Genomic DNA, 24,785 nt, shown 5'->3' on the forward strand with positions numbered 1-24,785 from the left:
GCCTTGGATCTGTCTTCCCGGAGTTCTCACCAACTCCTCGGCTTCTCTTCTCAACTTCGCCGCCGCGATAGTGCAGCAATCTCGTCGCCGCTGAGCTGCCTGCTTCCAACTTGGATCGCCTCAACGCGGCCAGCCTGCGCGGAAGCCCAGTCCGGGTAGTCCATCTGATAGGTCGCCATCAGCTCGCCGCCACGCTTGACGTTCTGCCTAAGCACGACGATTACCTCGCCATCCTCGATGTCATTCATTCGTCCTCGCAGCGAGTGAGCATTTTTCCCGACGGCAGGGCGAAGTAGCACTCGTCCTCGTAATGTACGGGAGTACCGTCTTCGAGCGTGTACGACGTCAGTGAGAGGCCGGGCCATTCGCGCCACACGACGACCTTGTAACGCTTGCCATCGCTGTCCTGGCAAACCTCTGTGTGAAGCGCGCGCTTCACCTGCATGGGCTGCCTGTTCGGTCCGTCGGATTTCCAGATTGCGACCAATGGCGCCTCGCGAACCGCCCTTGGCAGTGAACGAACGCCTGCAATAACTGGTTCCAATGTGTCGGGCCCAAGCTACTCCGCAATCGCTTTCAGGGCCTTTTCCATATTGAAGGCGACCGCCTCGCCGGCCGCGGTCACAACGGCGAACGATCTTGCAATTCGCGCATAGTTTCCACCTGGCCGCAGCTTTCTCTCGCTGATTACGGTCACGCCTACAGCGGCTAGGGGAGATGCGCCGGTCGCTCTGCAATAGCGCTGGTAGATATCCACAGCATCGGACCGCTCGGGATCTCTCAGAGGCGAGCCGATCGGGCTGCTTTCTCGCAATCCACTGAAATAGGCCTTCGCTGCCGTTAGCGGCCTGAGCTCCCGACCGCTCAACAGCTTGATGCATTTCGACATTGCAGCTCGTCTTTATTCCGCGAAGGCAAAGGAGCGCCGTCGGGCTCGCCAAGCTTTCACAGCCGCGAGAGAAACCTATGCGGAGAGCGGATCAGCGACGATGGGCTGACGGCCCTTCGCGCCCTTTCTGACTGCCGTCGCCACGAAGGCGCGATACTCCGACCAGGTCGCCAGACGGCGGGAGCAGCCGCCGCAACACACATCGCTGGTGGGCCGTAGGTCCGATGGCACCGCGATACTCGGCGAGCCACAACTATCGCACCGAAATCCGTCCGCACCCATGACGCCTGTCCTGACGAACTGCACCGCCGCTGCAAACTTCGCGGGCGAGCGATGGTTCCGCTGCGCCGGCCGGAACCTCCGCACACGACGCTCCGTTGCTCCGGCACAGCTTCAGGAAGGAAATCCAGCGATGATGTTCGTCGAGCAAATCAGGGATGGCCAACGGGTGATCGGATCCGATGGAGGTCACGTCGGAACCGTCGACGCTCTCAGCGGCCAGCTCATCAAACTCAAGAAGAATGATCCCGAGTCGGGCGGCGCTCACCACTACATCGACCTGGGGCTCGTCATCGGCGTCGAGGGCGACACAATCAGCCTGATCGTCCCGGCCGCTGAGGCGAAAGAGCGCTGGTCCGAGGCAGCCGACTGATGGACAGGCGCCATTTCGTGGCAGGTGCAGGCGCGACAATCGTCGCTGGCAAGGCTCACGCGAGCATCACGGTCGATCGCTTCAGCCCGGGGGGTCCTGGGCGCAGCGTCATCCTTCTCCACGGCTCGGATGGTTTGACCAACAGCGGTCGATACAAGTTCGCCGCGCAGATGATCGCCGCTGCCGGCTACAACGTCTGGCTGCCTCGGTATTTCGAGGCGACGGGCGATCGTCGAGCCCGTTACGGTGAGATCAAGACCAAGTTTCCGATCTGGCTCCAAGCGATCGAGAGCATGAAGGTCGAAAGGCAGGATCGGTTCGCCGTTGTCGGCTTCTCGCTCGGCGGAGCGTTGGCTTTGGCATTCGCCGCTCGCGACAGCAGGATCAAGGCTGTCGTCGACTTCTTCGGCTTCCTCCCGCCTGGATTAGAGCGGGCATCATTACCACCGACGCTCCTCCTGCACGGGGATGCCGACCGCATCGTTCCGGTGTCGAACGCTGGCGCGATCGAGAAGCTGATCAAGAGCAACGGAGGCCATGTCCAGACCCACATCTATCCAGGCGAAGGACACGGGCTCTCCGTTGGAAGCTGGCCTGACGCGATAGCGAAAACGCAGGCGTTCTTGTGAGAACACCTGTGACGGGCTTGGCCGGGAGAGCGGGTTGTGAGGGCAGGCGCCGTTGAAGATCGCAACCTACAACGTCAACGGCATCAACGGGCGCCTGCCTGTTCTCCTGCGCTGGCTCAAGCAGGACAAGCCGGACGTGGTCTGTCGGCAGGAGCTGAAATGTTCCGACGCTCGATTTCCAGAGCGGGAACTGCAGCCGCAGGGCATTGAGACCCCGGGCATCGTCCTGGTTCAGGTTCACGCGTCGCGCATGCACTACTGGGACGGCGAAGATGAGGGAGAGGTCGCGGTCTGACCGCTTCCTCCAGCGCGGCGAGCTTGTGGCCCTCAGCCGCCGTGCCCGAATCCCCAGCCTTCGGTTTTGCCGGCGCCAAGGGTCAGAGCTCTGCTGCTTCAAGGCCGCCCCGGGCGATCGAACCGCAGTAAGCAAGCCTGAGCCGAGCATCATCTGAAGCGCGCCGCAATGCAGCTGTCCGAGTGGCCTCTTCCGTCGTCCGCCACTTTGGGATCGTCGGTTCGCGCAAAGGGAATGGAACGCGAAATCAAACGTCGACTCCCGTGGGCATGGAGGAAATTCCTGAAGGTCGAAGACGGCACGGTGACACTCGATGCGCCGGGCGCCGACGCGGCGGAATTCGACGCGCTTTCAGCGATCGTCGGCAAGACACTAGGCGGCATCGCTGCGTTGCCTATCCTCCCGAGCGAAGCTGAGGACATTCTCGGCATCTCGTCTCGCGAGCGCCACAAATGGCTCGACGACGACGGTCGCCTTCGGAGTGCGGAGACCAAAACGGTCAAGCTGCGTGGCCGCGCCAAGGCCGTCACATTTCACGTATTCGAGCCTCGCTTCATCGAGCATGTCCTTGACAGCGGACTGACAGAGATCTGGCGGGAAGAGGATATCGCCGCGGCGGCGGAGAACAGGCGGCGTGCCGCGGGAAAGGCGCCGCAGACCCGCGCGGGCAAACGGTCCGGCAAAGCGCGGAAGGCCGTCAGCAGCCCGAACGACGAAGTCCCGCCGGACCTAGCCGGCTGGGATGAATTCGATGCTGAGGGACTGCTTCGCTAGCGCTCCAGTGGCGGCGCGTGGAGCGACGGCGATCACACGTCGAATGAGCAGCCAGCTCGCGGTTTCAATCAGCCAAAGGTGTTCCGATACGGAGCTAGTTGATTTCCCTTGTCGGCATGGAGTGCAACCCGAGCGGATGTTCGATCAGCGGATCCACCACCACCGTGGTCGCGCACACCTTGAGGGGAATTGCGGCCGCCCGGAGGACAGGAACCTCGGCCTCGCCTCGAGGCGCGGCTGCGTGGGCGAACGAGCTCCAGCCCATCGAGACAGCGGCGAGAAGAAGAAGCGATTTCATGCGGAGACCTCGAAGGTTGGGCGGATCACAGCCGGCCGCCTCAGTCAGAGTTCCCCCTCGCCCGTCAGCAGCATCCGCCGCGGCTCGAAAATTCCTTGGCGGCCTATGGGAACCGGACTTATTTGGCCGCGTTCATGCGCTCAAACTGGAGGCGAAAATGTTGCGTCTTTCGTTTCTTTCGGCGCTCTTCTCCATAGTTGGCATCACTTCTGTTCTGGCATCTCCCGCTATGAGCGCTCCCTGGGTCGGCGACTTGGCGTGGCTCATCATCGCGGCGACTTGCGTCGTCGCAGTCATGGCTTCCGAGAGTGAGAGCGCGTAACCCACCTCGTGCAACGCGCGACGGCCACTCCGCCGAGGAACCCCAGCGCTACGCCCGAGGGCCAATGCGCGAGCATTGCCACCCGCGCTGACGCCAGACCCAAAGCAGCCGACCAGAGAACCGCGGGACGAGCCACGCGGTCACTGAAGAGTGCCGCCACTGCACCGGCATGCATTGCGTGGCCCGAAGGCATCGCGTCGAGCGATCGACCGGTCTTCAATCGCCCGGATCCAATCACTCGGTCAGGCCGTACCTGATCGACGATCCGCTTGACGGCATGGTGCAAGGCGGTCGTGGCCGCAATAGTCGTCAGGAAGCGAACAGCATCACTGCGGGCAGCGCTTTGGCCGGGCGTCGCCAGAAGCCAAAGTGCGCCTCCTCCCAGCAGCACGCGCGCATCGGCTAGCCCCCCGAGAGAGAACGCGACACGCGCACTCGATGGAGGCAGCCGGGCGGCTCGCGTGATTGCGCGATCCATCCCATACACCGGCAGTGCGATGCGCGGCACCAGACGGCGACTCAGCTCTTCTTCGAGCGCGGCTTGCGAATGGTCTTTTCCGTGCCCACGCCAGCCTGCTGCTCGCTGGCATCGCTCAACCCGTGCCTCTGCATGGCCCACGCCGCCTTGGCTGCGACCCAGTGCTCTCGGTCTCGCCCGTCTGGCTGCCCCTCCTTCAACCAAATCTGGTAAGCCAGCCTGCGGATTTCGGCGTGGTCTGCGTCGTGGTCCATCGGTGTCGTCCCAAGGGTCTTCGCGGCTGAGAACGCTCTCGCTGGACTTACGGTTCCGCCTGCTGATACCGACTTGCCGACCGGTTGCGAATGCGGCGCTGCCCAATCCCTGACAGCCATCTGCTAGAACTAGCGAGTCCCGCTCGCGGGGCCCGTCGCTTCGCGCGCGGTGCCCTTGTCGAGCGACGGGTGGCGGCGCCACCCTCTTTCGCTGGACGTTTAGCAGACCGGAACTGTAGGTGAATGGCGACAGTTGACCTATCCCAGGTGATAGAACGATTTCCGGAGTATTCGGCCGCCGCCAGGACACCAGTGAGGACGATTGAATTGGCCGAGGAAGAAGCCCCCAAAACTGCCCAGAGACCTTCATTGGGCGGCCCGCGATTTTCCCTTCTGCGTGGCGTGCTCAAATTGCTCGTCGAGGCAGACGGTTCCCGTCTGGCGCTGAGCCGTCTGCGAGCGGCCACCATTTTGGTCGCGGCTCTGTCGGTCTTTGCATTCCTCGGATATCTGCTGCCGACGCTGGTGTGGTGAGGGCCCAAGCCCCACCCTTCTTCCAGCGACGCAGCGGGTTGTTTTAGGTCCGCCATAACGATGGCGGCTGCTGCTTTGTCGACCTAGCGCGAAGCGTAGTGGACGACGATCCAAGCGATCGCGACCAGGAAGAGCCCACCGATCAATACCGCGAGCACTGGACGACCGAGGAAACCCTGCCGCCCTTCGACGGGCGTCTCCACGGCCGGCTCGATCGTCGAGTGCTTGTCTGCCCGCATCGGCGGGACGATCCCCCCACCGGGGCCTTCACCCTGCCGCTCAGCACGCGCGTTAGCTGCGCGGACATCTGAATCTTGGTTGTTGGTCATCGCTCATCTCCATTTTGCATCCGCTAGGGAGACTGCGTTTCGCTTCTGATTGTTCCGCCCCGGTCGCCAACTGATCTGAGCCCTTAAAACTGGATCGCTTTGGGTTAGAGTTTTCCGTGTCGGTTCCCTTGGGCTGGGAGGAGCGGAAAGCGATGAAGGACTCGAAGTTTTCGGACGCGCAGAAGGCGTTCATCCTGAAGCAGGGTGTGGACGGGATTCCGGTGGCGGAGATCTGCCGGCGGGCCGGGATCAGCCAGGCGACCTATTTCAATTGGAAGAAGAAGTACGAGGGGCTTCTGCCGGCTGAGATGCGCCGGCTGAAGCAGCTCGAGGACGAGAATGTCAAACGGCCTGCAAAGTTGCCCCTCGATCGGCGTCCAATATTGGGTCTGACTCAAATCTGCTGCAGGTAGGGGCTGTTCTGATGCTGGTTTCCAGAAGGAATCAGCGCGATGAAGAAGCGATTTCGACCAGCCAGCCTGGTTCCCACAGGTTTGATGGTCGACGGTATCGCGATCGAAGGCGATCGTGTTGTTGTCCGAGCCCGGTCCGCCACCAGCGCCTGTCCATGTCCTGACTGCGGGGTGTTCTCGCAACGGATCCAAAGCCGGTATTTCCGGCGAGCAAAGGACCTGCCTCTCAGCGGCCGACGCGTCGAGTTCCAGGTCCTCGTCCGGCGATTTCGCTGCGATGCGGTCCTGTGCGGCCGTCAGATCTTCGCGGAGCGCTTTGGTGACCGGGTCCTTGCGCCGCGAGCGCGCCGGACCGATCGTCTCGATCATATCGTCCAGCATCTGGGGCTCGTGTTGGGCGGCCGGCCCGGAGCGAGTTTTGCCGCCAGGATAATGCTGCCGGTCAGCAATGATACGCTGCTGCGCGTGGTCCGGCAGCGTGCCAGGGTGCCGAGCGAGCCGCTGCGCGTGATCGGCATTGACGACTTCGCATGGCGGCGCAATCACCGTTACGGCACGATCGTTTGCGACCTGGAGAGGCGTCGGCCGGTCGTGCTGCTTTCCGACCGGAGCCGGCAACATCGGAAGCCTGGCTCCGCCATCAGCAGTTGGTTCATACAGTCGCCCGTGACCGTGGCGGGGGCTACGGAGAGGCCGTGGCGCGGGCCCTGCCACAGGCCGCCCAGGTTGCCGACCGCTGGCACCTGATGGAGAATGCCAGCCGCGCTTTCCTCGACGCCGTGCGCAAGTCGATGCGCCAGATCCACAGCGCTATCGGCGCCACCGTCGTCAATCCCGCGCTCCTGACGGCGGCGGAGAAGCTGCAATATGATGGATATCTGCGGCGCGAGGAGACGAACGTAGCGGTCCTCACCCTCTGGCGGGAGGGCGTGCCGATCAAGCAGATCGTCAAGCGCACGGGCCATCACCGCCAGACCGTCAGGCGGATCGTCCGCGGCGAGCGGAGCGACGTCTTCCGACCTCGCCAGAGTTCTCTGGAAGCGCATCTACCCTGGTTGGATGCCCAATGGGATGCAGGCGCCCGTAATGCATCAGCCCTTTGGCGCACAATGCGAAGGAGCGGCTTCCGGGGAAGCCTCAGGGTCATCTCCGAATGGGCAACACGCCGACGGCGCGCGGAGAAAACGGACGCAAGCAGCCTTGCGCGCGTCCCATCGGCCCGGACCATCGCGAGGTTGATGACCACCGGTCGCGACAATCTCACCAAGGCCGAAACTGTTACGATCGCGGCGATCGAGAACGGCGTGCCGGCCTTGGTCGAGACCCGCGAGATCATCACCGACTTCCATGCCATGATCAGGGCGAGGCGGGCCGAGCCCTTGGCTTCCTGGATCGAGCGCGCCTCCCAAAGCCTCGTCGCCTCATTGACGAATGGCGTTCAACGAGACGAGGCCGCAGTGCGAGCGGCAATCCTCTCGACTTGGTCAAACGGTCAAACCGAGGGCCAGATCACCCGTCTCAAGCTCGTCAAACGCCAGATGTACGGGCGCGGGAAGATCGATCTTCTCCAGGCGCGTCTGATCGGCGCGCAATGATCCCAAACGTCAGCGAGATTGCGTCAGACCCAAAGTTGGACGCCGATCCCCCGCCTCACGGGGTCAAACTTACACGCCGAAACACATTTTTGGGTACGCAGCGGGGGTGGGGTACGCAGGAATTTCGCGCTTCTCGTAAACATCTGTTTTTGCTATGTTATTTGTTCTTGAAAAACCTTGGTGGAGCTGAGGTGAGGCGATCCTTCCCGAACCAGATGGCAAGGGCGGTAGCGACCAGACCTCAAGCTTCTAGAGCGGCGACCTCATAGCGCGGGACACAGCGAGCAGCTGCTCAAGGTCCGGCCCGTTGATGGCCATATCGCCATCGTTGCCGTGAATATGCAGGTCCGGAAGCGGCTCCTCCTTGCCTACATCGGCGATGAATCTAAGGCCATCATGCAGCGTATCGAAGCTACGGGCGGGCGTATCCGTCCCCCAGAACTGAACCGTACAGGGCATGCTGCCATGAACGCCTAGGATCTCAGTCGCCTCTTCCGTCGTCATCGCCATGGCTCCTTGGTGCCGCTGACCCGCCCTCTCGCAACGGCGTTGGATGCGGGCGGTTCCGGATCGAGTGCGACCACCCCATTGAGCGTAACCTTGGGACCTTCGAAAGGGGGTGGACGCGGGGAGTAACGCGGGAACCCGCTTCAAGGCACGGATGATTTTCGCAAAGCGCCGCAATGGCTGAACGTGCGCGCGAGATGCTTCGCGCTTCCGGTCTGCGGGACGGCAAGGATTTCGGTGTCCTCGATGAGTGTGAAGCGATCACCTGGTGCGACGGGCAGACGTCCTCATTTCGAGCTCAAGAGCAGGGAAGCGGCAGCGGCAGAGGCTTCCCGCAAATCGATCCAACGCGAGCGTCGCGATCGGGAGAACGCCGACCGCAAGATGGAGCGTGCAGCCACGTTGGATGTGAACGTCCGAGGTGCGCCGCCAGGTATGTCGACCAGCACATCGATGAGCGGCATGTTCAAGGACATCCGCCTGCGGCAGGTCGTCAAGCCGCCACGCCCCGGTGTCGATGTCTGGTTACAGCAAGCCGCGCTGGTAGATTTGCCGCTCTTTGCCAAAGTTCAGGCTCTACGCCCCTTGGGCGTATTCGGCTGCAAGCGTATCGCGGGCGATAAGCGCCGGTCCTTTTGACCTGCACCCGACATTCGTCTTGGGTCACGCCCCACCGGCCCCCCATCGCTTTCGACTCGGCGGTGATCGATTGAGCACCAGCCACACCGGTCCAAAGCATCAGGGCGGCGACCCTCAAAGCAACGCGCATCATCTGATCTTCTCCCGAGGCTGGGCGGTAACACACTCCGACCGGCGCTCATCGTCAATGGATAATGTAACGCGTGAACTCTTCAGCAGCAGCGGGGATCGATTGATCCCCGGGCTGTCGATCGCGGATATCGCGGAGGCTGCGCTGCGACCGAACCTGAGGGTGGTGCGGGAGAAGACGCGGGACGAGCTCGACCTGCAGGCCTATCACCGTATTTCGGTCGCAGCTGGTCTCGCGCCGGACCGCGACGGTCAATCAGATCCGGGCGTTCCAACAGGGATCGCCATTCGCCCCGGGTTACGGGCCCTGCGCACCTCGCTTTTCGACATCCTGAAGAACCGGGCCGATGAGATATCGCCGCGCATGAGCGATCTGATCGTCGGCCTCTACGAGGACGAGACGATCACCGCCGAGATCGGGAAGATCGCAGCCGAGCAGGCTGCCTGCAAAGGGCGCGCAGCTTCGCCTATCGTTATGACGGGCCCGCGCGACGGAGCACGCCCTGAACAGCTCTGCAATCGAGCTGACCTTCCAGCGCACGCCAACGCCCCGGCCAGGAGCGCGGCCTGGCATCACCCGCCACCGGTCCGCGCAACAGCGCTCAGCTGGGCACGGCGGGGGCGTCTAGGCGCCAGGGGGTGTTGAATTGCGAGCGATCAGCGCCGGAAAGATAAACAACGCGTGGGCTCTTTGCCATGTTTTCGGGCAGAATCCGCCTTTTTACGAATTACACAAAGCTTCACAGGTCCTCTATATTGGCTAACGCCGTTCACCACTCGCCGTTCCTCAACAATGGCCGACCATGTTTCTCTAGAGAAGACTTGGCGCTTCGTGCACACGATGGGAACCGCTGCTGACAGCAAGGAAGTCGCGGCAGCCTTGCTTCGCGCCAGCGCCGCGTTCGGCGTCTCGGCCATCTTCGGAGGAGTCGTCCCGAGCCAAACGCTTCCGCGAAAGGCCATTGCTTCGAGGATCCTTATCCAGGAATTCCCGCGCGACTGGGCCGATCGGTATAACTCGCGCGGCTACGTCTATCGTGATCCCGTCGTCGAGCGCCTGCAAACTGAACGATCGCCCTTTTCATGGCGCGAGGCCTATGACGCGGCAGCCTCCTCCGCGGATGTTCTGCTCATCGGCGGGGAGGCCAGTGAGTTCGGTCTGGAGAATGGATATGTCGTGCCAATCTCGCTCCTGGATGGAAACGTCGCGGCGATATCCTTTGGCGGAGCGCAGATCGATCCCAGCCCGGATGACCGATCGCTGCTCGGTTTCGCGGCGAGCTACGCGCTCGGCACCTTGCTGCAGCGGCGGTTCAGCGCCAGCCGTGCCTACGGGCGCATTTCGGCCCGCGAATACGATTGCCTGCTTTGGTCGGCCGAAGGCAAGACCGACTGGGAAATCTCCGTCATCCTCGGCATCTCGAAATCGACGGTGACGAAGCACATTCTTTCCGTCCGCGAAAAGCTCGGCGCCGTCACCAAGGCGCATGCCATTGCGATCGCCTTGCGCGAGAAAATCCTCCGGTAAAGGATGATCAGCGGCGCTAGCCCCTTCCTGGACCCATTCTTTGACCCTTCTGGGCCTCCAGACGATCGCTAGCCTCGATCTCGCGGATGACGCGTTCCTGTTCGGCGCGCAGTTGAGCGAGCGCATCGGTCTTCACCAACCCCGGCGAGAGCCGATCCCCCGGATGCCGAGCAAGCATGCGCGCCGCCTCAGTCGCGGCTCTGGCTTCACGCGCTTCCTGCGCGGCCGAGCGTTCAGCCCCCGTCACGATCTGCCTGTTGGCTGCGAGGTCTCGCTGGGACGCTGGATCAATGCCAGCTCTCGCCTGGTCTCCCCTTTCGACTTCGACGGCCCGATCTGCCTGTCTGGCGGCCCGTTGCGCTTCCCCCTCCTCCTTGGCCCGAACGTTGTTCGCGCGCTCGATCAACCGGTCGGCATTGACGCCAATGATGCCCTCGACCTCCGCGCGCGTCATCCGCTCGACGCCGCGTTCGGCGAGACGCTGCAGATCGAGCCGATTGGCCAAGGTCTCCAGATAGCGCGCCGAAGCTTCGTGGAACTGTTGTTTCGTTGCTCCGTCGAGCAGATCGCGCGTCCGCGACACCGCTTCGTTCATCAGGCGCAAATCCCTGGCCATCTGCTCGGCTGTCACGGCCATGTCTGATCCCTCCTTCGTCAGAAGCTCCACGCGTTGCGCGATCGTGCCGAGGATGGCACCGACCAGGCGAGCTAAAGCCAGTCGCTCGAGCATATCCTTTGCGAGCGTGCTGCCGGGCTGGTCCCGCAAAACAACCCGCCAGCCCTCGATGCTGTCGTTCAGCACGCGCCGATCGGCCTCCGACATCGCCATCCTGATCGGATTGGCCCGCGCTACGGCGATGCGCTGGCGCGCCTTGTCGATCATCGCCCGATTTGCCGGATCCGAGGCATAGGCGCGATCCCGTGCCGCGCGTCCGGGCCGCGACCGGTCCGCCACCTGCACGATCGCCTTGTCCTTCGGACCATAGCTCTGCGACGAGGCGCGCTCGCGCGCGCCCGTCGCCACGATCTTCAGGCCTTCGGCCTGCGCGTGCTCCGCATAGGCCTGGCGCCATTCACGGAAAGTGTCCCGGCCCGGATGCAGTTTCTGGCCGGATTCGCTCTTCACCGTGATGACGGCATGGACGTGGATATGCCCCTCCGCCTGCTTGTCGGTATGGACGCCGAACATGAATTTGTGATCGGCGAAGCGGTCATGCAGGAAGGCGTGGGCGGCTCGCCTCAACGCCTCGACATCGGCCCCGGCTTTGGCCGAAAGGATCAGGTGCAGGGTGTCGCGGGTCGATTGCGAGCGCAGCGATGGCCCCCATTGTCGCGCGGCAGTTCTGACATCTGCGACGTTGGCGAGCGTTTTACCGCGGTCGTCGACGGCGGCTCCCTTCGCGACCAGGCGATCCAGTTGATAGGCAACGCCATCTCTGCCATGCCCGGTCGCTTTCAAAACGATGCCGATCCGGTCCGCCGCAACACCCGTCGTGGCAGCGATCCTGTCCTTGATCGTCGCGTCCGACGCCCGGTCGAATTTCCGCGATCCTCTCGCTGGCGCACTGCCCTCCGCCATCCGAGAGCGAAACCGCTCCCTCGCGGCCCCGGCCATCGCGAAGACCACGCGCGCCTCCAGCGTGCCATCGGATGCCGCATCGAGCCGATAGGCGTGGCGATGGCCTTCGAAGGCGGCGGCGATCGCCTTGACGTAGGTTTCCCGGCCTTCGGGTGTATCGACAATGCCGGGCAGCGCCAGTCGTACCGTACCGACATCCTGGCTCTGCGCACGCTTCGAAAAGCCCGCCGACCAGGCCTTGATCTCGTCGGCGACCGCCTCCCGGTCGGCCAATATCCGTCCGTCATGGGTCTCGAGCGGAACGTCCTCGCGCAGAACATATTGGCCGGTCGCCGTCGCGCGGGCGGCTCCACTGGCATAGGATACCACCTTGACGACGGCGGGCTGATAGCCGGCCGCGAGCAAGCGGGCCCGGCCGACGGCATTGGCCCTGCCGGAGAGGCTGCCTGCGATCGCTGCCGGAGGTCCAGTCCCGCTCCTCTCGCCCGGACCGTGTCCGCGGCCCTTTGGTCCCGGTGGAAGCTCCCGCTCGCGCTCGGCATCGAGCCCGCCTGTGATCGTCTCGCCCCGGATGAGTTGATGGGCGTGGGGCATCGCGGAGGGGCGCGTCGAGAGGCCGCGACTTCGACGAAGGTCCTCCTCCAGCCACACGGCTCTCGGCCGGCGCCGTTCCTCACGCGCCTGGGCTATTCCGTCGCGCGCCGCAGCGACCTGCTCCGTCCACCAGGCGATCTGGCGGGCCCGCCTCATCGCGGATCGACCCCGACCGGAAGCGCGAGCTTCGCGATGCGCCGAAGCCGGGAGCCATGGGAGACCGTGATTTCGGTAAGCTCCTCGTCGATCACTGAGACGGCATCGTGGAGCCCTTGCCAGACCGCCTCGGTGTCATCCAGTCCGATGGCCTGCCCGGCCCGGACGGCCCGCAGAAGCTGCGCCAGGTTCCGCCCGACCGCCCGAACCTGGCTCGCCAGCAGAACCACCGCTTCGGTGTTCTCGGCCGACAGTGCCGGCCCCGCTTGCACCGAGGCGCGGATCAACCGGCGCACCACCTCCGCCCTTGGCAGACCAAAGAGCACGACCGCCTCCCGCAGCCGCTGCTCGTCGGCTGCGGAGAGCTCGGTCCGCAGCCGGGCCTTGCGTCGTGGATCGGCAGCTGACCGAGCCATCGCCCTCTCCTGTCCGGCCAAATGGCGGATCGCCAGATCCGCCGGAACCAGCGCCATCGCCGGATGCCGGCATCAGCGCCTCGGCGCTCTACGGCTGCGTCCCGCAGCCGCCTCTGGTTTGTGGCCCACAAACCGGTATCTTGTCAACCAACATCTATTATAGTAGATCGACACCAGCCAGAACGCCCACCAGCGCGGAGGCGCCCCTCAGCCGGCTCGCCCGGCGCGACATGCCTCCTCCTTGCATCGCAAGCCTGGCATTCGCTGTTACCGCAATATCGCCTCAACGCATGTCGATAGCACGGCCTTGTCACGACGCCGCGATCCGACATTTCGGACATCACGGGATAAAGGATTGTGGTGTTATGCCAACAACATGCTGAGTCAGTGCGGTTCTACGCCATCGCGGCATTTCCACAATACCGCGCAAGCCTCAGTCGTGGAATGCGGCGTCTCTGCAGACCGGTGAAGCTGCCTCGCGACAATCACCCATCACCGCATCGGCACGCTGCGTTCATTCGGAAATGGCGGCCCGCGTTCCCGCGACAATACATGATTGTCTGATATCTATTATAATGTACAATGCTCCGACGATATGCGATGCCCTAGGATTACCGATGCCGAGCATCTTTGCGGTCGCCAATCCGAAGGGAGGCAGCGGCAAAACGACCGTCGCCATCATCCTCGCCGGAGAGTTTGCGCGCCACGGCTATGCGGTGGCGATCATCGACGCGGATCCGCAAGGGTCGTCCTATCAATGGCATGCGTCGAGCACGGCGCGGGGGATGACGCCACGGGGAATCGATCTGGTCCGTGCGGCCGACGAGGCGGCATTGTTCGCGGCGATCGCCGATCTCGACCGCCATGACGTCGTGGTGATCGACACGCCCGGCTATTACGGCAATGTCCTGATCCAGTCGGCGCTTCGGGCCGACCTCGTCGTGCTGCCCTGCAAGGTCCATACGTTCGATGCCTCGCAGGTCGTGCGGACCATCCGCAATCTCGAACAGCACGCGGCCGCATCCGCCTTGCCGATGAGCCAACATCGCGTGCTGTTCAACGAGTATGACAGTCTCGACCGCAACACGCGCCCGCTGCGCGAGGTCGTCGCCTATCTCGATGCCGAACAGGTGCCGATCTGCTCGAACGCGCTCTACCGCCGTGTCACCTTCCGCACGATGACCAGCGGTCACGGCACGCTCTACCAGATGAGCGATGGCGACGAGTCCGTCCGCAAGGCGCGCTACAATGCCGACCAGGTCGTGCGGGAACTGCTCTCTGCAAGCCAAGGCACGGCACCAGACGAAGCGGCCGCCTGAGATGAGCGGCTCCGATTCCAACAACAGGCCGGAGCGGCCTGCCCTGCCCCGCGACATGTTCCGATCGCAGCGTGTCAACGCGTCCAGCGCTGAAGCCCCTGGACCAAGGCCCGTGGTCGTGACGCCCGCCTATGACGACACCGGCGCCGGCGGTCCTCGCCCTCACGGCGTCTCGCCGCCTCGGCACGACAATCCCGCAGCGCCCGCGCGTCGACAGATGCGGGCAAGACCCGAGCGGAATCCGTTCGAGGCCTATGGCGAACGCTCTTCGTCCAGACCTTACGCGTTGCGGTTGCCGGACGCGATCGATCTCGTCCTTCGCCAGATCGCCGCCGAGGAGCGGACGCATCCGCTGCGCGTGATCGATCGGATCCTGTACGACCATCTCCGCCGGATCGGACGCCTGCCTCCGACATAGACCGGCCGGAGGAGGATACTCGGCATCGCTGAGGACCGAACGGGTCGAACGCCGTCACAAGCGAGCGCGCACCATCAACGGCATCTCTCTGAATGCCTCGAATATCTATTATCCCGGAGGTTGGGACCTGATATAGCGTCCCCATAATCGCGACTGCCAACCTCCCCCCGATCTCCGATGCCCGTTCGCAAACCCCAGCCGATCGATCACTCGATCCTCAACGAAATGATCGCGATCCGGCTGCAGCAGCTCGAAATCGAGAACGGCGGCATGGAAGCGCTCCTGCCGAAGACGGGTCTTGCGCGTCAGACTTATTACCAGCTGCTCCGTGGCATCGGGAATCCGACGCTGAAGACGATCGAACGCGTCGCCTCCAGCCTGAACATGACGGTGTTCGAGCTTCTCGGCTTCGAAGTCGACGACGCCCGCCGGGCCTTGCAGAAGGGTGGGGTCGACTATGACGATCTAAGCTCGGCGATCGCCAAGAGGAACCGGGCTCAGCGCGCGCTCGCGCGTGAAGGACGCTCGCGCAAGCTCCCGTCATAGCTTTAGAAATTCCGCGCTGCGCCGGGCGCCGCGAAAGGATCGTCACGCGGCTGCGCGGCGACCGCTTGCGGGCTGCGGGAGCGCCTCTTGGGCGAGCGTAGAGCCGTTCCTGGAGGGGCTCGCCCGGGCCGGTCTGCCCCACTATGTCGATCGGAACTGCAAAACCTGACCGCGGCCAGCGGCGTGACTTCGCAAGTCGCCCTCGAAACTGTCATTTCTGCCGATAGCGCGGATTTTCCCGGGTTCAACGACGATGGCGTCGTGTTTTGCGCCGAGAATGAAGGCGGATGCGGAGACCTCGGCCCGGCTGGCGAGGTCGAGACCAGGCGACATCGAGAAATTTCGGTGGATAGCGGGAGATGCGGCTTCCTTCGCGTTACCGTCGCCGCGCACCCACTGCGATACTGGTCGAGGTCATCAACCTCACAGGATATCTTTTCCATGACGACAGCGATTGAGATTGCCGACACGATCGCCGGCGAGCAGAAGCTGACGAAGGCGCAGGCGAGGGCCATCGTCGAGAGCGTGTTTCGCCAGATCGCCGCCGCGGCAAAGGGTGGGGCAGAGACGAACATCCCGGGCTTCGGCAAGTTCAAGGTGAAGGAAACACCGGAGCGCGAGGGCCGCAATCCGGCGACCGGCGCGACGATCAAGATCGCCGCATCGAAGAAGCTGAGCTTCACGCCGGCGAAGGCCGTGAAGGACGCGCTCAACGGCTGAGGCCGCCAAGCGCGTGTGGAGCGCGACGCCTCCCTAGAAGGGCGGCTCGCTGCTGTAACGCCCCTCGGCTTCGGCCAGCATGACCTCGCGCTCGGCCAGCGCGAGCTCCAGCTCCGCCTCGATCTGACGGCGCTCGGCGCGGTCGGTTGCATCCCGCAGCTCGGCGCGCAGTTCCTCGATGTGCTGTTCGTTCGGCATCGTCGCCTCCTCGATTGAGTGTGAAAGACGACGTCAGCGGTCATGGCGGGCCGCAGGGGTCAGGGATCGCGCAGCGACCGCCGCAGGCGGCGAGCGGGGGAGCCGATTTTCTGGCGACGCACTCGGGCGGCGGCTGAAAATGGGGGGCACCGCTCGTCCTTGAGGCCTTCGGGCCGCCATGACACGCTCGGACGATCTGAGCAGGCTTTTTTAGCTCGGGTCGGCACCAGAAAGCTGAAGGCCGGCTCGATGCCGGCCTTCAGCTTCGACACGCGATATGGCGGTCCATCGGCGATCCGAGACCTGCTGCGTGGAATGGTGCCGTGGCGCCGGCGTCGTCCGGCACCATCTGAGATGAGGAAGCCCCGCCTGGGCGGCGGGGCTCGTTCGCGGTGGGGATCAGGCCTCCCGCTTCGGGCGGTTCCAGATCAGGGTGTAGTCCCCTTCGGTCTCGCCCGGCCAGAGTGCCGCGGTGATCGGGGCGTTGAAGCTCGGATCGTCGAGCTTGAGCGAGATATAGGGCTCGCCGTCGCCGGAGACCGCATTCCAGCCCGCGCCGACTTCGGCGCCGTTGCCGGTGACGCGGAAGTCCGGGGCGTCGCGCGAGACACGCTCGATCGGTTGCAGGCGAGCCTGGAAGCGGACGCTGAGGGTGCGCACATTGCCGACGATGCCGTTGCCGTTGCTCTTGAATTCGCCGATGACAGCCATGGTGGGATCCTTTCCGGTTTGCTCGGGCCGCGCCCGTCGCGGCCTCGATGGCGGTGTCAGGACCGGGGGCGATCGAGCCCGCACCCACCGGGGTCCCTGTTGCGCTCGCGCAATGGGGTGGTTCTTGGGGCCGCAACGCAGTGGAGGGCGGCCGATCCCGGCTTTTTTGCTTCGCGCTGCAAAGGCGGCGCAGCCGCCGGCGGAAAAAAGCCGGGGCCGGCCGTTGCGGATGGGCGATCGAGACGAGGTCGTCCCCCGGTCACACCCAATCCATCGAGACCGCACGGGGCGCAACCGTGACGCAAACAGGAAGGAGCCCGAACTGGCCCTTCATCGCCGCGGTTCAAGGGGGTGCGCCGACCTCGACAACATCGTCGGCCCTGTTCGGCACTGTCCGCGCCGATCTTGCCTGGTCCGTTCCGCCAACGTCTCCAGCCACGCCATGCCGCACCGCCCCGGATCGCGAGGGTCGGGGATGGCTGCGCCACGAATGATCTCCGACATCGGCAGAGCCGTCATCTCCGCCAGCGCCACCCAAGCAGCTTTAAGCCGCCGCATTCGGTGGTGCCCGCGCCCCGACGGGATCGGCTGGCTCTCGAGATCGGCAGCCCACCATCGCTGGCCGCTCCACCGGCCAACCCGCTGCCACGTGGGGGACGGAGCGCGTTATGGCGAGCTCGCCTGGCGGCGCGCGCTACCCGCACGGGTTGCGGCGCCGGTCCGGTCGGGCGAAACTTCGACGGCAAGCGAGGGGGAGATGGATGCGCCGGTTCGAGATCGCAGGCGCCGTTCTGAACGAGAACGATCCGACGCTGCCAACGGCGATCGCGGCGGCCTATCGCGATCGGATGCGCCCGCTGTGTCTGTGCCGCGAGCCCGGCATCCCGATGTATGTCGCGGCGATGGGCGAGCAATTCGTCGTCAAGCGCATGCCGCTCTCGGGCGGCCAGCACGACCCGGCCTGCGACTCCTATGAGCCGCCGCTCGATCTCTCGGGCCTCGGCCCGCTGATGGGCAGCGCAATCCGGCTCGATCCCGCGAGCGGGATGGCCGCGTTGCGGCTGGAGTTCAGCCTGACGCGAACCGGCAGCCGGGCCGCGCCGACGCCGGGTGCGTCGGAATCGACGTCGGTGAAGAGCGAGGGGCGCCGGCTATCGCTGCGCGGGTTGCTGCATCTGCTCTGGAACGAGGCTGGCCTGACCAAATGGACCTCGGCCTGGGCCGGCAAGCGCCACTGGTGGAATATCCGCTGGCATCTGATCGAGGCGGCGAAGACCATGCTGGTGAGGGGTGCACCGCTGAACGAAGTTCTGTTAGTCCCGGAACCCTTCCGCGCGGAGAACAAGGACGCGATCGAGCAACGGCGCGCCATCGCGCTGAGCGGGATTCAGCCGCAGAAGACTGGCCCGCGGAAGCTCATGGTGCTGGTCGGGGAGGTCAAGGAATTCCAGGCGGCGCGCGGCGGCCACCGGCTGGTGGTCAAGCATTGGCCCGGTTTTCCGATCCTGCTCGACGAGCGCGCCTGGACGCGCGTGCAGGCTCGGTTCGAGGCCGAGCTCGCGCTGTGGGCGGCGAACGATACCTCGCATCTGATTACGGTCGCGACCTTCGGGTTGAACGCTGTCGGCCTCGCGATCATCGAGGAGATCGCGCTGATGGTCGTCGCGGAGAACTGGATCCCCTATGAATCCGCCCAGGAGCTGCGCCTCGTCGAGACATTGGCCAAGCTCCGCGAGCAGAGCATCAAGGGCCTGCGTTATTCCTCGCCCGCCGATCAGCCGATCGCAGCGGCACTGCTGATGCAGCACCGGCCACGCCCGCTTGCCCTCTTCGTCGTGCCCGCGAGCGCCGACGACGCCTATGAAGCCGCGCTCGAGGAGATGATCGCTTCTCGGCCCGAGATGGATAGCTGGATCTGGCATGCCGGCCAGGGAGAGATGCCGACCCTCCCGGTCCGGTAGACGCAAGGCAAGACGACAGCCGGCCTGAGGATGCTCACGCCGCCGCCTGTCAGTCCTTCCGTGGCTGCAGGTCATGAAGGTAAGTGACGGCGCGCTGGGCATGAGCGGCCGCCTGGAAGATCGCCCGGCGATCGCCATCGAGCAGCTTGAGCCATGAGGCGACATAGCTGGCGTGGTCGGGCCGAGGCTCCAGCTCCGGCACGATGCCGAGATCGGCGCAGAGGAAGCTCGCGCCGATATCCGCGATCAGCTCCTCCCGGGCCCGCTCGGTCTGGTCTGTGTGATAGCGGCTGAGATCCCGGTTGAGCCGATGCGGCGCTCCGGCCCAGTGGATGCACTCATGGCCGAGCACGGCGACATAGGATTCGGCATCGCGGAAATACCGCAGATCCGGCATCTGGATGCTGTCGCTCCCTGCGGCGTAGAACGCCTTCGAGCCGCCATGCCGGATCATGGCACCGGTATTGGCGAAGAAGCGGTCGGCACGCTCGATCCGAACCAGCGGATCGACTGGCGGTTCCGGGCGCTGACAATAGTGATCGGGCAGGCCTTCGATCTGCTCGCAATTGAAGACGGTGTAAGCCTTGAGAAAGGGGATATCGCGCTCGATCTCGCCGCCGGCCGCGTCGACCTCGGTCTTGGTGAAGCGGCTGGCATAGACGACGGTCGAGCCGCCTTCGCCCTTGCGCACATGGGCGCCAAGCTCCCTCGCCTGGCGAAACGTCATCCACATCGCCGAAGTGAACCCACGCGCCATCGCCTCCGACCAGAGCAGCAGGACATTGAGCCCTGTATAGGGTTGGCCGTTGTGGCGCAGCGGCCGGGTCATCCCGCCAGCCGCCGTACCGGCGTTCCAGGGCTGCACCCAGGGACGGGTGCCCTTCTCGAGATCCGCCACGATGCGTTCGGTGATGCGCGCGTAGATATCGGCGCGGGCTCCCTTGTCCTTGCCTGTCATGACCTTGTCCTCCGTTTCGGGGCCGCGCCCATCGCGGCCGGTCACGGAGGTCCAGCACCGGGGCAATCAGGAGGGTCGCGCACCCGGCCACCCAGCCCGCGCTGGCGCGGCGGGTGGTTCCGGGCCGAAACGCAGTGGAGGACGGCAAAGCCGTTGCGCGGACGGCCGGCCCCGGCAGGACCCCGTCCGGGACCGGACGGAGGGTCCTGCCCCTTCCTTCCCTCGCCTGGATGCGGCAGACGGCGAACCGGAAATGGCCGGCCCCGAACGGGACCGGCCTGGTTGGTCGGGATTGACGGGCGAGGCCGGGGTCCCGCCGGCGGAGGCTCAGCCGAAAGCGGCCATTTGCATCTCGGCCGCCTTGCGGTCGACGGCATGGCCGGGCTTCTCGACGGCACGCTCGAAGGGCTTCCAGCGCTCGCCGATGACCTGCTCATAGGCCGTCACGGCGCCTTCGGCCGCCATGCGAAGCGCATGGGCCTGGACGCCCATGTCGGCTGCGAACTCGCGCTTGCGTTGCGCGACGCTCTCGAAGCCGACCGGTCCGTCGAGATCCTCGTCGCGGGCCTCGTTGGCAAGCTTGCTCGTCAGGTCGCGCGCTTCACTGACGGCCCGGCTGTAGAATTGGCCGGCGCCATGGGCGGAGCCGACATAGGAGCCGACGATCCGCTGCAGATGGATCTGCATCGCGCGTTCGGCGAGGCCTTCTCGCAGCACATCGGCGGTCTCGACGATCATTCGTTCGTGCAGGTCGCGGATGGCTTCGCTGTCAAGCACGGGCAGGCCAAAGCTCTCGGCAATGAGGATGGCCTGCGCCGCATCGGGACAGGCAAGCCGGACCATGTCGAGGGTCGTGCCCTTGCGGAGCTGGACGACGCGGGCGGTCGGGCGGGGAGCGGTCCTGGGCATGCGAACTTCCTTTCTTCGGTTGAGCCGAAGAACCGGACCGGCCCCTGCCGGCCCTCCCTTCGGGCGCGCTCGAATGAAACCGGCGCAGAGACGGGTGCTTCAGGGTCCGGGGCGACCAAAACGAGCGGGGCAGGTCTGCGGGCAAAGCCGGGCCAACGGCCCTGCGCGACCCGCAGGCATGGCCTGCCGAGAACGGTCGAACCGGCCGCAAAGCGGCGCGGAACGCGGCCTTGAAGCGGCCGGCCGCCGGTTTAAGAGCGCAGACCCGGCCGAAGGGAAGGCCGACGGGCACTTCCCAAAAGGGGCTACCGGAAGAAGGGGCAGCACCAGCGATCGTTCCACGACCATCGGCGACGTTCCAGCCAAGCCGCGACGGTTGCGATCTCGAACAAGCCCCGGTCAGGCCGTCTGTGCAGCGCGCGCCCAGTCCTCCGGCCGCTAGAGGCGGATGGTAGCCTCGATCCCGGCCCGATAAGCGTCCGAATATTCGGCCAACCGATCAGCCGGCGAGCCAAGTGAAGACCGAGGCCAGGCCGGGCGGCCAAGCGGGGCGCGTGAAGCCCTGCGGGGCGCCGGGCCGGGATCGTGAGCGGCGCGGTTGAGCGGCAGCGGCAGCGGCCCGCCCGGTCTGCGAGCCGCTTTTTCGCTTTCCCTTCTCTTTGCCGACTGGATTGAACCGCGCTTGTTTCGACGCTATATTGCGTCAGAATGATTGGCACTTCTCAATGAAGGTGAACGCCTTGGGGCTTGCCCAATATGCTGATGGCGGGCTGTTCTCGCCGCGCAAGATCGCGGAAACCCTGCGCACGACGAGCGAGGAAATCGCCCGCACGGCTGGCCTTGGCAAGGATGCGATCCAGCGCAAGGAGCGCATCCGCTCCGACAAGACGCAACGCCGGCTGCGCGAAGTGACGGAAATCATCAATAAGGTCGAACCGCGCTTCGGCTCGGCGCTGATGGCCTATGCCTGGTATCGCTCCGAGCCCCTGTCCGGCTTTTCCGGCCTGACGGCGATGCAGCTCGTCCGTGACGGCCGCGCCGACGAAGTGCTCGACTATATCGACGCGGTCGACGCCGGCATTCACGCATAACCCGGCTGATGCGTTTCCAGGGTGTCCTCTATCGGGCGCTGAACCCGGTTTATGCACGCGAGCCGTTATCAGGCCGCGGCGCTGAGCAGTACGGCGGCCGCTTCAACCGCAAGGGCACGGTGGCGCTGTACACGTCGCTGTCGATCATGACGGCTTTGCGGGAAGCCAATCAGGTCGGCAGCCTGCAGCCGACGACCCTGGTCGCCTACGACGCGGAAATCGAACGCATCTTCGATACACGGGACGACGAGGCCCTTCGGGCTGAGGGGGTGGATGTCGGAGTGCTCGATGATCCGGCCTGGCGCGATCAGATGAGAACCTCGGGAGAGGCGAAAACCCAGACCTTCGCCCGCAGGCTCATTGCTTCTGGCTATCACGGCTTGCTGGTCAGGAGCTTCGCGCCGGGGGCAACCCGCGACGACCTCAACCTCGTTCTCTGGAGGTGGAGCGATACGACACCGTGCCGCCTGGCTGTGATCGACGACGAGCATCGACTTTCGCGACAGCCCTGACGAACATGACGATGGCCGGCCTAGCCCTCGGGCGAGGCCACCCCTGCGACTTATCCACGATAGCCCCGGAATTGGGCTTAAGCCGTTGGCGCTGCTCGCGAAAACGCATGTAAACGTCTCCCTTGATGACCCACTGGAAACAAAACGGGTCCAAAAAAGATGAATTGGCTGGGGATGCCCTGCGCGGGGGCAGCCGCCGGAAGGGCCGCAAGGCTTGCGCTCGGCGCCCGCCTGCCCTTCGCCGCGCCAGCCGAGGCATTCTAGCCGCAGAGCCCCCGACGCCGATCCTCGGCCAGCCCTGCCGAAGTGCGCGGTGGAGTGTTTCATGTTATGCAACACCCCACGATGGCTAGGTTCTTTGACAAAGCGACCCGGGCTTTTCATCAGGCGGGGAAATGCCCCGCTGAATGGAAGGCTTTCGAGCGTGTCGCTGCCCGGAAGCTGGACATGGTGCTGAATGCTGCGCGGCTAGACGACTTTCGCATCCCGCCGATAAACAAGTTCGAGAAGCTCGAACGGGATCGCGAAGGGCAATACAGCATCCGCATCAACGACCAATATCGGGTCTGCTTCACTTGGGATGGAACCAAAGCGATGAGGATCGAGATAACTGACTACCACTGAATGAATGACTGCCTGCTTGAATGAATGATAGGAGATACGACATGGCTCGCATCACCACCCACCCCGGCGAAATGCTCTATTTCGAATTCATGGAGCCCATGGGCATCTCGGCCCGCGCCTTGTCGCGCGCCATGAAGGTGCCGGTGACCCGTGTGACCAAGCTGCTGAAGGCGCAGACCGGAATGACTGCTGATACGGCACTTCGGCTTGAGAAGGTGCTGGGGATGTCGGCTGGCTTCTGGCTCAACCTGCAAAGCAGCTTCGATCTATCGCACGAGCGGGACGCGAAGGCAGAAATCTACGCCAAGCTAGATCGGCTCGTCGCGGCATAACGGATATCTGCTAGACTGCGAGTCGGGTCGGTCAAGGACCCACAGAGAAGCTCCCGGATGCCCCCCGCGCCGGGGGCTTTTTGCTTAGAGCGTCAGCTTCCAAATCCGCATGACAGCCTTGCCGCACGATGTGAAGGCGTGCGTGGCCATAGTGCCAACCATGATGAGATTGCCGCGCGCCGCAATCCACCGGGCGTGCCATGGACGCTTAGCCTGAAGCGCCTCGGCGTGCTCCTCACGGCGCCGGCATCATCCTTGAAACGGTTCGGTCGCTGTGCATGCCGGTCGAACATCCGGAACATCTGGCGCCGCTCGGCGACGCCCTCGAAGACTTTGCGGATGGCAGTCGAGTCATGGGCAGGCTCCTTGTCCGCCGTCGGGCTGAAGCGCGGCTCACCTCCTCGGCTTCACCATCATCTTCTGCCCTCTGAGCCCTCCCCGCAGCCGCCTCTCCGTCCGGCGGCGTCAAGGGTCGCGAAACGCGGGCGAAGCTTCCCTTGACGCGGCCGGCGGGCATGCGGCAGCCGGTTGCCCGCTCCTTCCGTCCCCCTTCTCCATTGCCGCTTTCGCCTGCAGCGTGGCATTCCAGTCCGTCTGGGCGGGCCGCAAGCGCTCAAAGCCGCATCCGATCGTGATCGCCATCGCCTGCAACCGCTCTGCGTAGGCTTCGCCCTGTCGGTTGTTGTCGGTCGCGGCGACCAGCAGCGCATTAGCGCGCGCCGCGAGCGCACGGATCGACGCGTCGGTTGCCGGCGACCACCCGCCCCCGGTGCTGAGATAGAGGCTGTCGGCCCCTCCGTGCTCAAGGTCAGCGAGGCTCATCGCGTCGATGGCGGCCTCGGTAACGCAGAGGCGTTTTGCCCCCGCCGATCCAAACTGGAACAGACGCTTGGTGCCGCCGGTCGAGAAGCCTCGCCACTGCGGACCGCGCTCCTCCCAGCCCGTGACTGCCCCGACCTCGTCGCGATGGGCGGCCCACATGCTCCCCTGCGGCCCCTCGCGCAGGATATCGTCTCCGACAGCGGCGCGGATCAGAGCCTCCGGCAGGCAGCGCTCGTCGCGCAGATAGCGCCAGGTCGCCGAGCCTGGCCAGGGTCTGCGCCGCCTCACCCATCGCGCGAGCACGGGCAGGATCTGCCCCGAAGCGCCCGGCGGCCGGGAAAGGATCGGATCTTTCGGCTTGTAGCCGACCAGTGCGGCGACGCGATCGAGACCTTCGGCAAAGGTAACGCCATCGAGATATTCGACCAGGCTGAAGACATCGCCCTTGGCCTCGGACAACGGATCAAACCAACCCTGTCCGGCATGGATCACGATGACGATCGCGTCACCGCGGCGGTATTTAACCGCCTTGCGCGTGGTTTCCGGCAGATCGATCGCGAAGCCGGCCTTCTCCAGCACCGCCGCGCAGGGCACACGCTCCCGTAACGCCTCCAATTCGGTCCGTTTCATAGTCGTGCCGGCGCATTCGCGTCC

The 24,785-nt window shown here is 64.7% G+C and carries 32 protein-coding genes and 3 pseudogenes; 19 read left to right on the top strand and 16 right to left on the bottom strand.

Translation table 11 applies throughout. The features are described 5' to 3' along the window. Positions 1-50 precede the first annotated feature (50 nt). From GGC47_RS24480 to GGC47_RS24490, 3 genes are all read right to left on the bottom strand, one after another. Positions 51-248 (bottom strand): hypothetical protein, encoded by a 198-nt coding sequence (locus GGC47_RS24480; RefSeq protein WP_429069426.1) that lies wholly within the window; start codon positions 246-248, stop codon positions 51-53. Then, positions 245-445 carry a hypothetical protein gene (locus GGC47_RS24485; protein ID WP_429069427.1) on the bottom strand — a complete coding sequence of 67 codons (201 nt, stop codon included), beginning with the start codon at positions 443-445 and terminating at the stop codon, positions 245-247. The genes GGC47_RS24480 and GGC47_RS24485 overlap by 4 nt, the downstream gene beginning before the upstream one ends. Before the next feature lie 114 nt (positions 446-559). Then, positions 560-889, bottom strand: a complete 330-nt coding sequence (locus GGC47_RS24490; RefSeq protein ID WP_429069428.1) for a hypothetical protein — start codon at positions 887-889, stop codon at positions 560-562. Positions 890-1,301: 412 nt separating this feature from the next. Between GGC47_RS24490 and GGC47_RS24495 the strand changes: the two genes are divergently transcribed. The 4 genes from GGC47_RS24495 to GGC47_RS24510 all read left to right on the top strand — a co-directional run bounded on the left by GGC47_RS24495 (position 1,302) and on the right by GGC47_RS24510 (position 3,239). After that, the gene (locus GGC47_RS24495) at positions 1,302-1,541 is read left to right on the top strand and encodes a DUF2171 domain-containing protein (protein WP_429069430.1); all 240 of its coding nucleotides are present in this window, start codon (positions 1,302-1,304) and stop codon (positions 1,539-1,541) included. Then, the gene (locus GGC47_RS24500) at positions 1,541-2,170 is read left to right on the top strand and encodes a dienelactone hydrolase family protein (RefSeq protein WP_429069431.1); all 630 of its coding nucleotides are present in this window, start codon (positions 1,541-1,543) and stop codon (positions 2,168-2,170) included. Before GGC47_RS24495 ends, GGC47_RS24500 begins: the two co-directional genes overlap by 1 nt. Before the next feature lie 52 nt (positions 2,171-2,222). Next, positions 2,223-2,465, top strand: a complete 243-nt coding sequence (locus tag GGC47_RS27570; RefSeq protein ID WP_465247591.1) for an endonuclease/exonuclease/phosphatase family protein — start codon at positions 2,223-2,225, stop codon at positions 2,463-2,465. Between the two features lie 168 nt (positions 2,466-2,633). After that, complete coding sequence (locus tag GGC47_RS24510; protein ID WP_429069433.1) at positions 2,634-3,239, top strand: hypothetical protein; 606 nt, start codon at positions 2,634-2,636, stop codon at positions 3,237-3,239. Positions 3,240-3,333: 94 nt separating this feature from the next. Here the strand turns inward: GGC47_RS24510 and GGC47_RS24515 are convergent, their stop codons facing one another. From GGC47_RS24515 to GGC47_RS24525, 3 genes are all read right to left on the bottom strand, one after another. Then, entirely contained in the window at positions 3,334-3,537 is a 204-nt protein-coding gene (locus tag GGC47_RS24515) for a hypothetical protein (RefSeq protein ID WP_429069434.1), read from the bottom strand. Between the two features lie 293 nt (positions 3,538-3,830). Then, positions 3,831-4,337, bottom strand: coding sequence for a phosphatase PAP2 family protein (locus GGC47_RS24520; RefSeq protein WP_429069499.1), 507 nt, complete (start codon positions 4,335-4,337; stop codon positions 3,831-3,833). A gap of 41 nt (positions 4,338-4,378) precedes the next feature. Further along, a complete protein-coding gene (locus GGC47_RS24525) occupies positions 4,379-4,591 on the bottom strand; it encodes a DUF2934 domain-containing protein (RefSeq protein WP_429069436.1) in 213 nt (70 codons plus the stop codon). A 243-nt stretch (positions 4,592-4,834) separates the two neighbouring features. On the opposite strand from GGC47_RS24525, the gene GGC47_RS24530 reads away from it, so the two are divergent. After that, positions 4,835-5,125 carry a hypothetical protein gene (locus GGC47_RS24530; protein ID WP_429069438.1) on the top strand — a complete coding sequence of 97 codons (291 nt, stop codon included), beginning with the start codon at positions 4,835-4,837 and terminating at the stop codon, positions 5,123-5,125. A gap of 83 nt (positions 5,126-5,208) precedes the next feature. Here GGC47_RS24530 and GGC47_RS24535 read toward each other — a convergent pair whose 3' ends face one another. Further along, positions 5,209-5,454, bottom strand: a complete 246-nt coding sequence (locus GGC47_RS24535) for a hypothetical protein (RefSeq protein WP_429069440.1) — start codon at positions 5,452-5,454, stop codon at positions 5,209-5,211. A 152-nt stretch (positions 5,455-5,606) separates the two neighbouring features. On the opposite strand from GGC47_RS24535, the pseudogene GGC47_RS24540 reads away from it, so the two are divergent. Both GGC47_RS24540 and GGC47_RS24545 read left to right on the top strand, forming a co-directional pair. Beyond that, a pseudogene (locus GGC47_RS24540) lies at positions 5,607-5,828 on the top strand (transposase); the annotation flags it as partial. Positions 5,829-5,906: 78 nt separating this feature from the next. Continuing rightward, a pseudogene (locus tag GGC47_RS24545) lies at positions 5,907-7,462 on the top strand (ISL3 family transposase). Positions 7,463-7,711: 249 nt separating this feature from the next. Here the strand turns inward: GGC47_RS24545 and GGC47_RS24550 are convergent. Further along, a complete protein-coding gene (locus GGC47_RS24550; RefSeq protein WP_133565031.1) occupies positions 7,712-7,966 on the bottom strand; it encodes a hypothetical protein in 255 nt (84 codons plus the stop codon). A gap of 249 nt (positions 7,967-8,215) precedes the next feature. Here GGC47_RS24550 and GGC47_RS24555 point away from each other — a divergent pair, with 249 nt between their 5' ends. The 3 genes from GGC47_RS24555 to GGC47_RS24565 all read left to right on the top strand — a co-directional run bounded on the left by GGC47_RS24555 (position 8,216) and on the right by GGC47_RS24565 (position 10,265). Beyond that, on the top strand, positions 8,216-8,608 hold the full coding sequence (locus GGC47_RS24555) for a hypothetical protein (protein ID WP_429069441.1): 393 nt from the start codon (positions 8,216-8,218) through the stop codon (positions 8,606-8,608). 70 nt (positions 8,609-8,678) lie between these two features. Further along, entirely contained in the window at positions 8,679-9,383 is a 705-nt protein-coding gene (locus tag GGC47_RS24560) for a hypothetical protein (RefSeq protein WP_429069443.1), read from the top strand. 147 nt (positions 9,384-9,530) lie between these two features. After that, entirely contained in the window at positions 9,531-10,265 is a 735-nt protein-coding gene (locus tag GGC47_RS24565; RefSeq protein WP_429069445.1) for a helix-turn-helix transcriptional regulator, read from the top strand. Between the two features lie 16 nt (positions 10,266-10,281). Here GGC47_RS24565 and GGC47_RS24570 read toward each other — a convergent pair whose 3' ends face one another. Together GGC47_RS24570 and GGC47_RS24575 are read right to left on the bottom strand one after the other, a co-directional pair. Next, positions 10,282-12,249 (bottom strand): relaxase/mobilization nuclease domain-containing protein, encoded by a 1,968-nt coding sequence (locus GGC47_RS24570; protein ID WP_429069447.1) that lies wholly within the window; start codon positions 12,247-12,249, stop codon positions 10,282-10,284. Between the two features lie 341 nt (positions 12,250-12,590). Then, positions 12,591-13,067, bottom strand: coding sequence for a hypothetical protein (locus tag GGC47_RS24575; protein ID WP_429069449.1), 477 nt, complete (start codon positions 13,065-13,067; stop codon positions 12,591-12,593). A gap of 560 nt (positions 13,068-13,627) precedes the next feature. Between GGC47_RS24575 and GGC47_RS24580 the strand changes: the two genes are divergently transcribed. The 4 genes from GGC47_RS24580 (at position 13,628) to GGC47_RS24595 (ending at position 16,013) form a co-directional block, all read left to right on the top strand. Next, on the top strand, positions 13,628-14,329 hold the full coding sequence (locus GGC47_RS24580) for a ParA family protein (RefSeq protein ID WP_429069451.1): 702 nt from the start codon (positions 13,628-13,630) through the stop codon (positions 14,327-14,329). Position 14,330: 1 nt separating this feature from the next. Further along, on the top strand, positions 14,331-14,747 hold the full coding sequence (locus tag GGC47_RS24585; RefSeq protein ID WP_429069452.1) for a hypothetical protein: 417 nt from the start codon (positions 14,331-14,333) through the stop codon (positions 14,745-14,747). 177 nt (positions 14,748-14,924) lie between these two features. Then, complete coding sequence (locus GGC47_RS24590) at positions 14,925-15,293, top strand: helix-turn-helix domain-containing protein (protein ID WP_038366341.1); 369 nt, start codon at positions 14,925-14,927, stop codon at positions 15,291-15,293. A gap of 441 nt (positions 15,294-15,734) precedes the next feature. Beyond that, positions 15,735-16,013: an HU family DNA-binding protein gene (locus tag GGC47_RS24595; protein ID WP_429069454.1), complete on the top strand. Its 279-nt coding sequence runs from the start codon at positions 15,735-15,737 to the stop codon at positions 16,011-16,013. 33 nt (positions 16,014-16,046) lie between these two features. On the opposite strand, the gene GGC47_RS24600 is transcribed toward GGC47_RS24595, so the two are convergent. Together GGC47_RS24600 and GGC47_RS24605 are read right to left on the bottom strand one after the other, a co-directional pair. Then, positions 16,047-16,211, bottom strand: a complete 165-nt coding sequence (locus GGC47_RS24600; RefSeq protein WP_166653056.1) for a hypothetical protein — start codon at positions 16,209-16,211, stop codon at positions 16,047-16,049. Between the two features lie 399 nt (positions 16,212-16,610). Next, positions 16,611-16,922, bottom strand: coding sequence for a DUF736 domain-containing protein (locus tag GGC47_RS24605; RefSeq protein WP_112764973.1), 312 nt, complete (start codon positions 16,920-16,922; stop codon positions 16,611-16,613). Positions 16,923-17,683: 761 nt separating this feature from the next. On the opposite strand from GGC47_RS24605, the gene GGC47_RS24610 reads away from it, so the two are divergent. Further along, positions 17,684-18,883, top strand: coding sequence for a DUF1173 domain-containing protein (locus GGC47_RS24610; protein WP_429069456.1), 1,200 nt, complete (start codon positions 17,684-17,686; stop codon positions 18,881-18,883). 49 nt (positions 18,884-18,932) lie between these two features. Here the strand turns inward: GGC47_RS24610 and GGC47_RS24615 are convergent, their stop codons facing one another. Together GGC47_RS24615 and GGC47_RS24620 are read right to left on the bottom strand one after the other, a co-directional pair. Next, positions 18,933-19,841: an ArdC family protein gene (locus GGC47_RS24615; protein ID WP_429069457.1), complete on the bottom strand. Its 909-nt coding sequence runs from the start codon at positions 19,839-19,841 to the stop codon at positions 18,933-18,935. Between the two features lie 327 nt (positions 19,842-20,168). After that, positions 20,169-20,750, bottom strand: a complete 582-nt coding sequence (locus tag GGC47_RS24620) for a hypothetical protein (RefSeq protein WP_429069459.1) — start codon at positions 20,748-20,750, stop codon at positions 20,169-20,171. A 740-nt stretch (positions 20,751-21,490) separates the two neighbouring features. On the opposite strand from GGC47_RS24620, the gene GGC47_RS24625 reads away from it, so the two are divergent. From GGC47_RS24625 to GGC47_RS24640, 4 genes are all read left to right on the top strand, one after another. Then, positions 21,491-21,841: an antitoxin Xre/MbcA/ParS toxin-binding domain-containing protein gene (locus GGC47_RS24625; protein WP_038366564.1), complete on the top strand. Its 351-nt coding sequence runs from the start codon at positions 21,491-21,493 to the stop codon at positions 21,839-21,841. A gap of 8 nt (positions 21,842-21,849) precedes the next feature. Continuing rightward, on the top strand, positions 21,850-22,353 hold the full coding sequence (locus tag GGC47_RS24630) for an RES family NAD+ phosphorylase (protein ID WP_429069460.1): 504 nt from the start codon (positions 21,850-21,852) through the stop codon (positions 22,351-22,353). A 330-nt stretch (positions 22,354-22,683) separates the two neighbouring features. Further along, positions 22,684-22,977 (top strand): type II toxin-antitoxin system RelE/ParE family toxin, encoded by a 294-nt coding sequence (locus tag GGC47_RS24635; protein ID WP_429069462.1) that lies wholly within the window; start codon positions 22,684-22,686, stop codon positions 22,975-22,977. A gap of 41 nt (positions 22,978-23,018) precedes the next feature. Continuing rightward, positions 23,019-23,309: a HigA family addiction module antitoxin gene (locus tag GGC47_RS24640; RefSeq protein WP_429069463.1), complete on the top strand. Its 291-nt coding sequence runs from the start codon at positions 23,019-23,021 to the stop codon at positions 23,307-23,309. A 236-nt stretch (positions 23,310-23,545) separates the two neighbouring features. Here the strand turns inward: GGC47_RS24640 and GGC47_RS24645 are convergent. After that, positions 23,546-23,650, bottom strand: a pseudogene (locus tag GGC47_RS24645) (DUF1419 domain-containing protein); the annotation flags it as partial. Between the two features lie 124 nt (positions 23,651-23,774). Next, the gene (locus GGC47_RS24650; RefSeq protein WP_429069464.1) at positions 23,775-24,761 is read right to left on the bottom strand and encodes a DUF3991 domain-containing protein; all 987 of its coding nucleotides are present in this window, start codon (positions 24,759-24,761) and stop codon (positions 23,775-23,777) included. Positions 24,762-24,785: the final 24 nt, after the last annotated feature.

The organism is Allobosea sp. OAE752, assembly GCF_050433265.1.
In the GTDB taxonomy this organism is placed as follows: domain Bacteria; phylum Pseudomonadota; class Alphaproteobacteria; order Rhizobiales; family Beijerinckiaceae; genus Allobosea; species Allobosea spartocytisi.

Excerpts from the sequence above, each read along its gene's own strand:
- GGC47_RS24615 (WP_429069457.1), bottom strand. The coding sequence starts at position 19,841 with ATGACAGGCAAGGACAAGGGAGCCCGCGCCGATATCTACGCGCGCATC.
- GGC47_RS24555 (WP_429069441.1), top strand. The coding sequence starts at position 8,216 with ATGAGTGTGAAGCGATCACCTGGTGCGACGGGCAGACGTCCTCATTTC.
- GGC47_RS24600 (WP_166653056.1), bottom strand. The coding sequence starts at position 16,211 with ATGCCGAACGAACAGCACATCGAGGAACTGCGCGCCGAGCTGCGGGAT.
- GGC47_RS24650 (WP_429069464.1), bottom strand. The coding sequence starts at position 24,761 with ATGAAACGGACCGAATTGGAGGCGTTACGGGAGCGTGTGCCCTGCGCG.
- GGC47_RS24535 (WP_429069440.1), bottom strand. The coding sequence starts at position 5,454 with ATGACCAACAACCAAGATTCAGATGTCCGCGCAGCTAACGCGCGTGCT.
- GGC47_RS24515 (WP_429069434.1), bottom strand. The coding sequence starts at position 3,537 with ATGAAATCGCTTCTTCTTCTCGCCGCTGTCTCGATGGGCTGGAGCTCG.
- GGC47_RS24630 (WP_429069460.1), top strand. The coding sequence starts at position 21,850 with ATGCGTTTCCAGGGTGTCCTCTATCGGGCGCTGAACCCGGTTTATGCA.
- GGC47_RS24640 (WP_429069463.1), top strand. The coding sequence starts at position 23,019 with ATGGCTCGCATCACCACCCACCCCGGCGAAATGCTCTATTTCGAATTC.
- GGC47_RS24620 (WP_429069459.1), bottom strand. The coding sequence starts at position 20,750 with ATGCCCAGGACCGCTCCCCGCCCGACCGCCCGCGTCGTCCAGCTCCGC.
- GGC47_RS24500 (WP_429069431.1), top strand. The coding sequence starts at position 1,541 with ATGGACAGGCGCCATTTCGTGGCAGGTGCAGGCGCGACAATCGTCGCT.
- GGC47_RS24495 (WP_429069430.1), top strand. The coding sequence starts at position 1,302 with ATGATGTTCGTCGAGCAAATCAGGGATGGCCAACGGGTGATCGGATCC.
- GGC47_RS24635 (WP_429069462.1), top strand. The coding sequence starts at position 22,684 with ATGCAACACCCCACGATGGCTAGGTTCTTTGACAAAGCGACCCGGGCT.
- GGC47_RS24610 (WP_429069456.1), top strand. The coding sequence starts at position 17,684 with ATGCGCCGGTTCGAGATCGCAGGCGCCGTTCTGAACGAGAACGATCCG.
- GGC47_RS24565 (WP_429069445.1), top strand. The coding sequence starts at position 9,531 with ATGGCCGACCATGTTTCTCTAGAGAAGACTTGGCGCTTCGTGCACACG.
- GGC47_RS24550 (WP_133565031.1), bottom strand. The coding sequence starts at position 7,966 with ATGACGACGGAAGAGGCGACTGAGATCCTAGGCGTTCATGGCAGCATG.
- GGC47_RS24590 (WP_038366341.1), top strand. The coding sequence starts at position 14,925 with ATGCCCGTTCGCAAACCCCAGCCGATCGATCACTCGATCCTCAACGAA.
- GGC47_RS24605 (WP_112764973.1), bottom strand. The coding sequence starts at position 16,922 with ATGGCTGTCATCGGCGAATTCAAGAGCAACGGCAACGGCATCGTCGGC.
- GGC47_RS24530 (WP_429069438.1), top strand. The coding sequence starts at position 4,835 with ATGGCGACAGTTGACCTATCCCAGGTGATAGAACGATTTCCGGAGTAT.
- GGC47_RS24585 (WP_429069452.1), top strand. The coding sequence starts at position 14,331 with ATGAGCGGCTCCGATTCCAACAACAGGCCGGAGCGGCCTGCCCTGCCC.
- GGC47_RS24580 (WP_429069451.1), top strand. The coding sequence starts at position 13,628 with ATGCCGAGCATCTTTGCGGTCGCCAATCCGAAGGGAGGCAGCGGCAAA.
- GGC47_RS24525 (WP_429069436.1), bottom strand. The coding sequence starts at position 4,591 with ATGGACCACGACGCAGACCACGCCGAAATCCGCAGGCTGGCTTACCAG.
- GGC47_RS24490 (WP_429069428.1), bottom strand. The coding sequence starts at position 889 with ATGTCGAAATGCATCAAGCTGTTGAGCGGTCGGGAGCTCAGGCCGCTA.
- GGC47_RS24510 (WP_429069433.1), top strand. The coding sequence starts at position 2,634 with ATGCAGCTGTCCGAGTGGCCTCTTCCGTCGTCCGCCACTTTGGGATCG.
- GGC47_RS24595 (WP_429069454.1), top strand. The coding sequence starts at position 15,735 with ATGACGACAGCGATTGAGATTGCCGACACGATCGCCGGCGAGCAGAAG.
- GGC47_RS24575 (WP_429069449.1), bottom strand. The coding sequence starts at position 13,067 with ATGGCGCTGGTTCCGGCGGATCTGGCGATCCGCCATTTGGCCGGACAG.
- GGC47_RS24520 (WP_429069499.1), bottom strand. The coding sequence starts at position 4,337 with ATGGATCGCGCAATCACGCGAGCCGCCCGGCTGCCTCCATCGAGTGCG.
- GGC47_RS24485 (WP_429069427.1), bottom strand. The coding sequence starts at position 445 with ATGCAGGTGAAGCGCGCGCTTCACACAGAGGTTTGCCAGGACAGCGAT.
- GGC47_RS24480 (WP_429069426.1), bottom strand. The coding sequence starts at position 248 with ATGAATGACATCGAGGATGGCGAGGTAATCGTCGTGCTTAGGCAGAAC.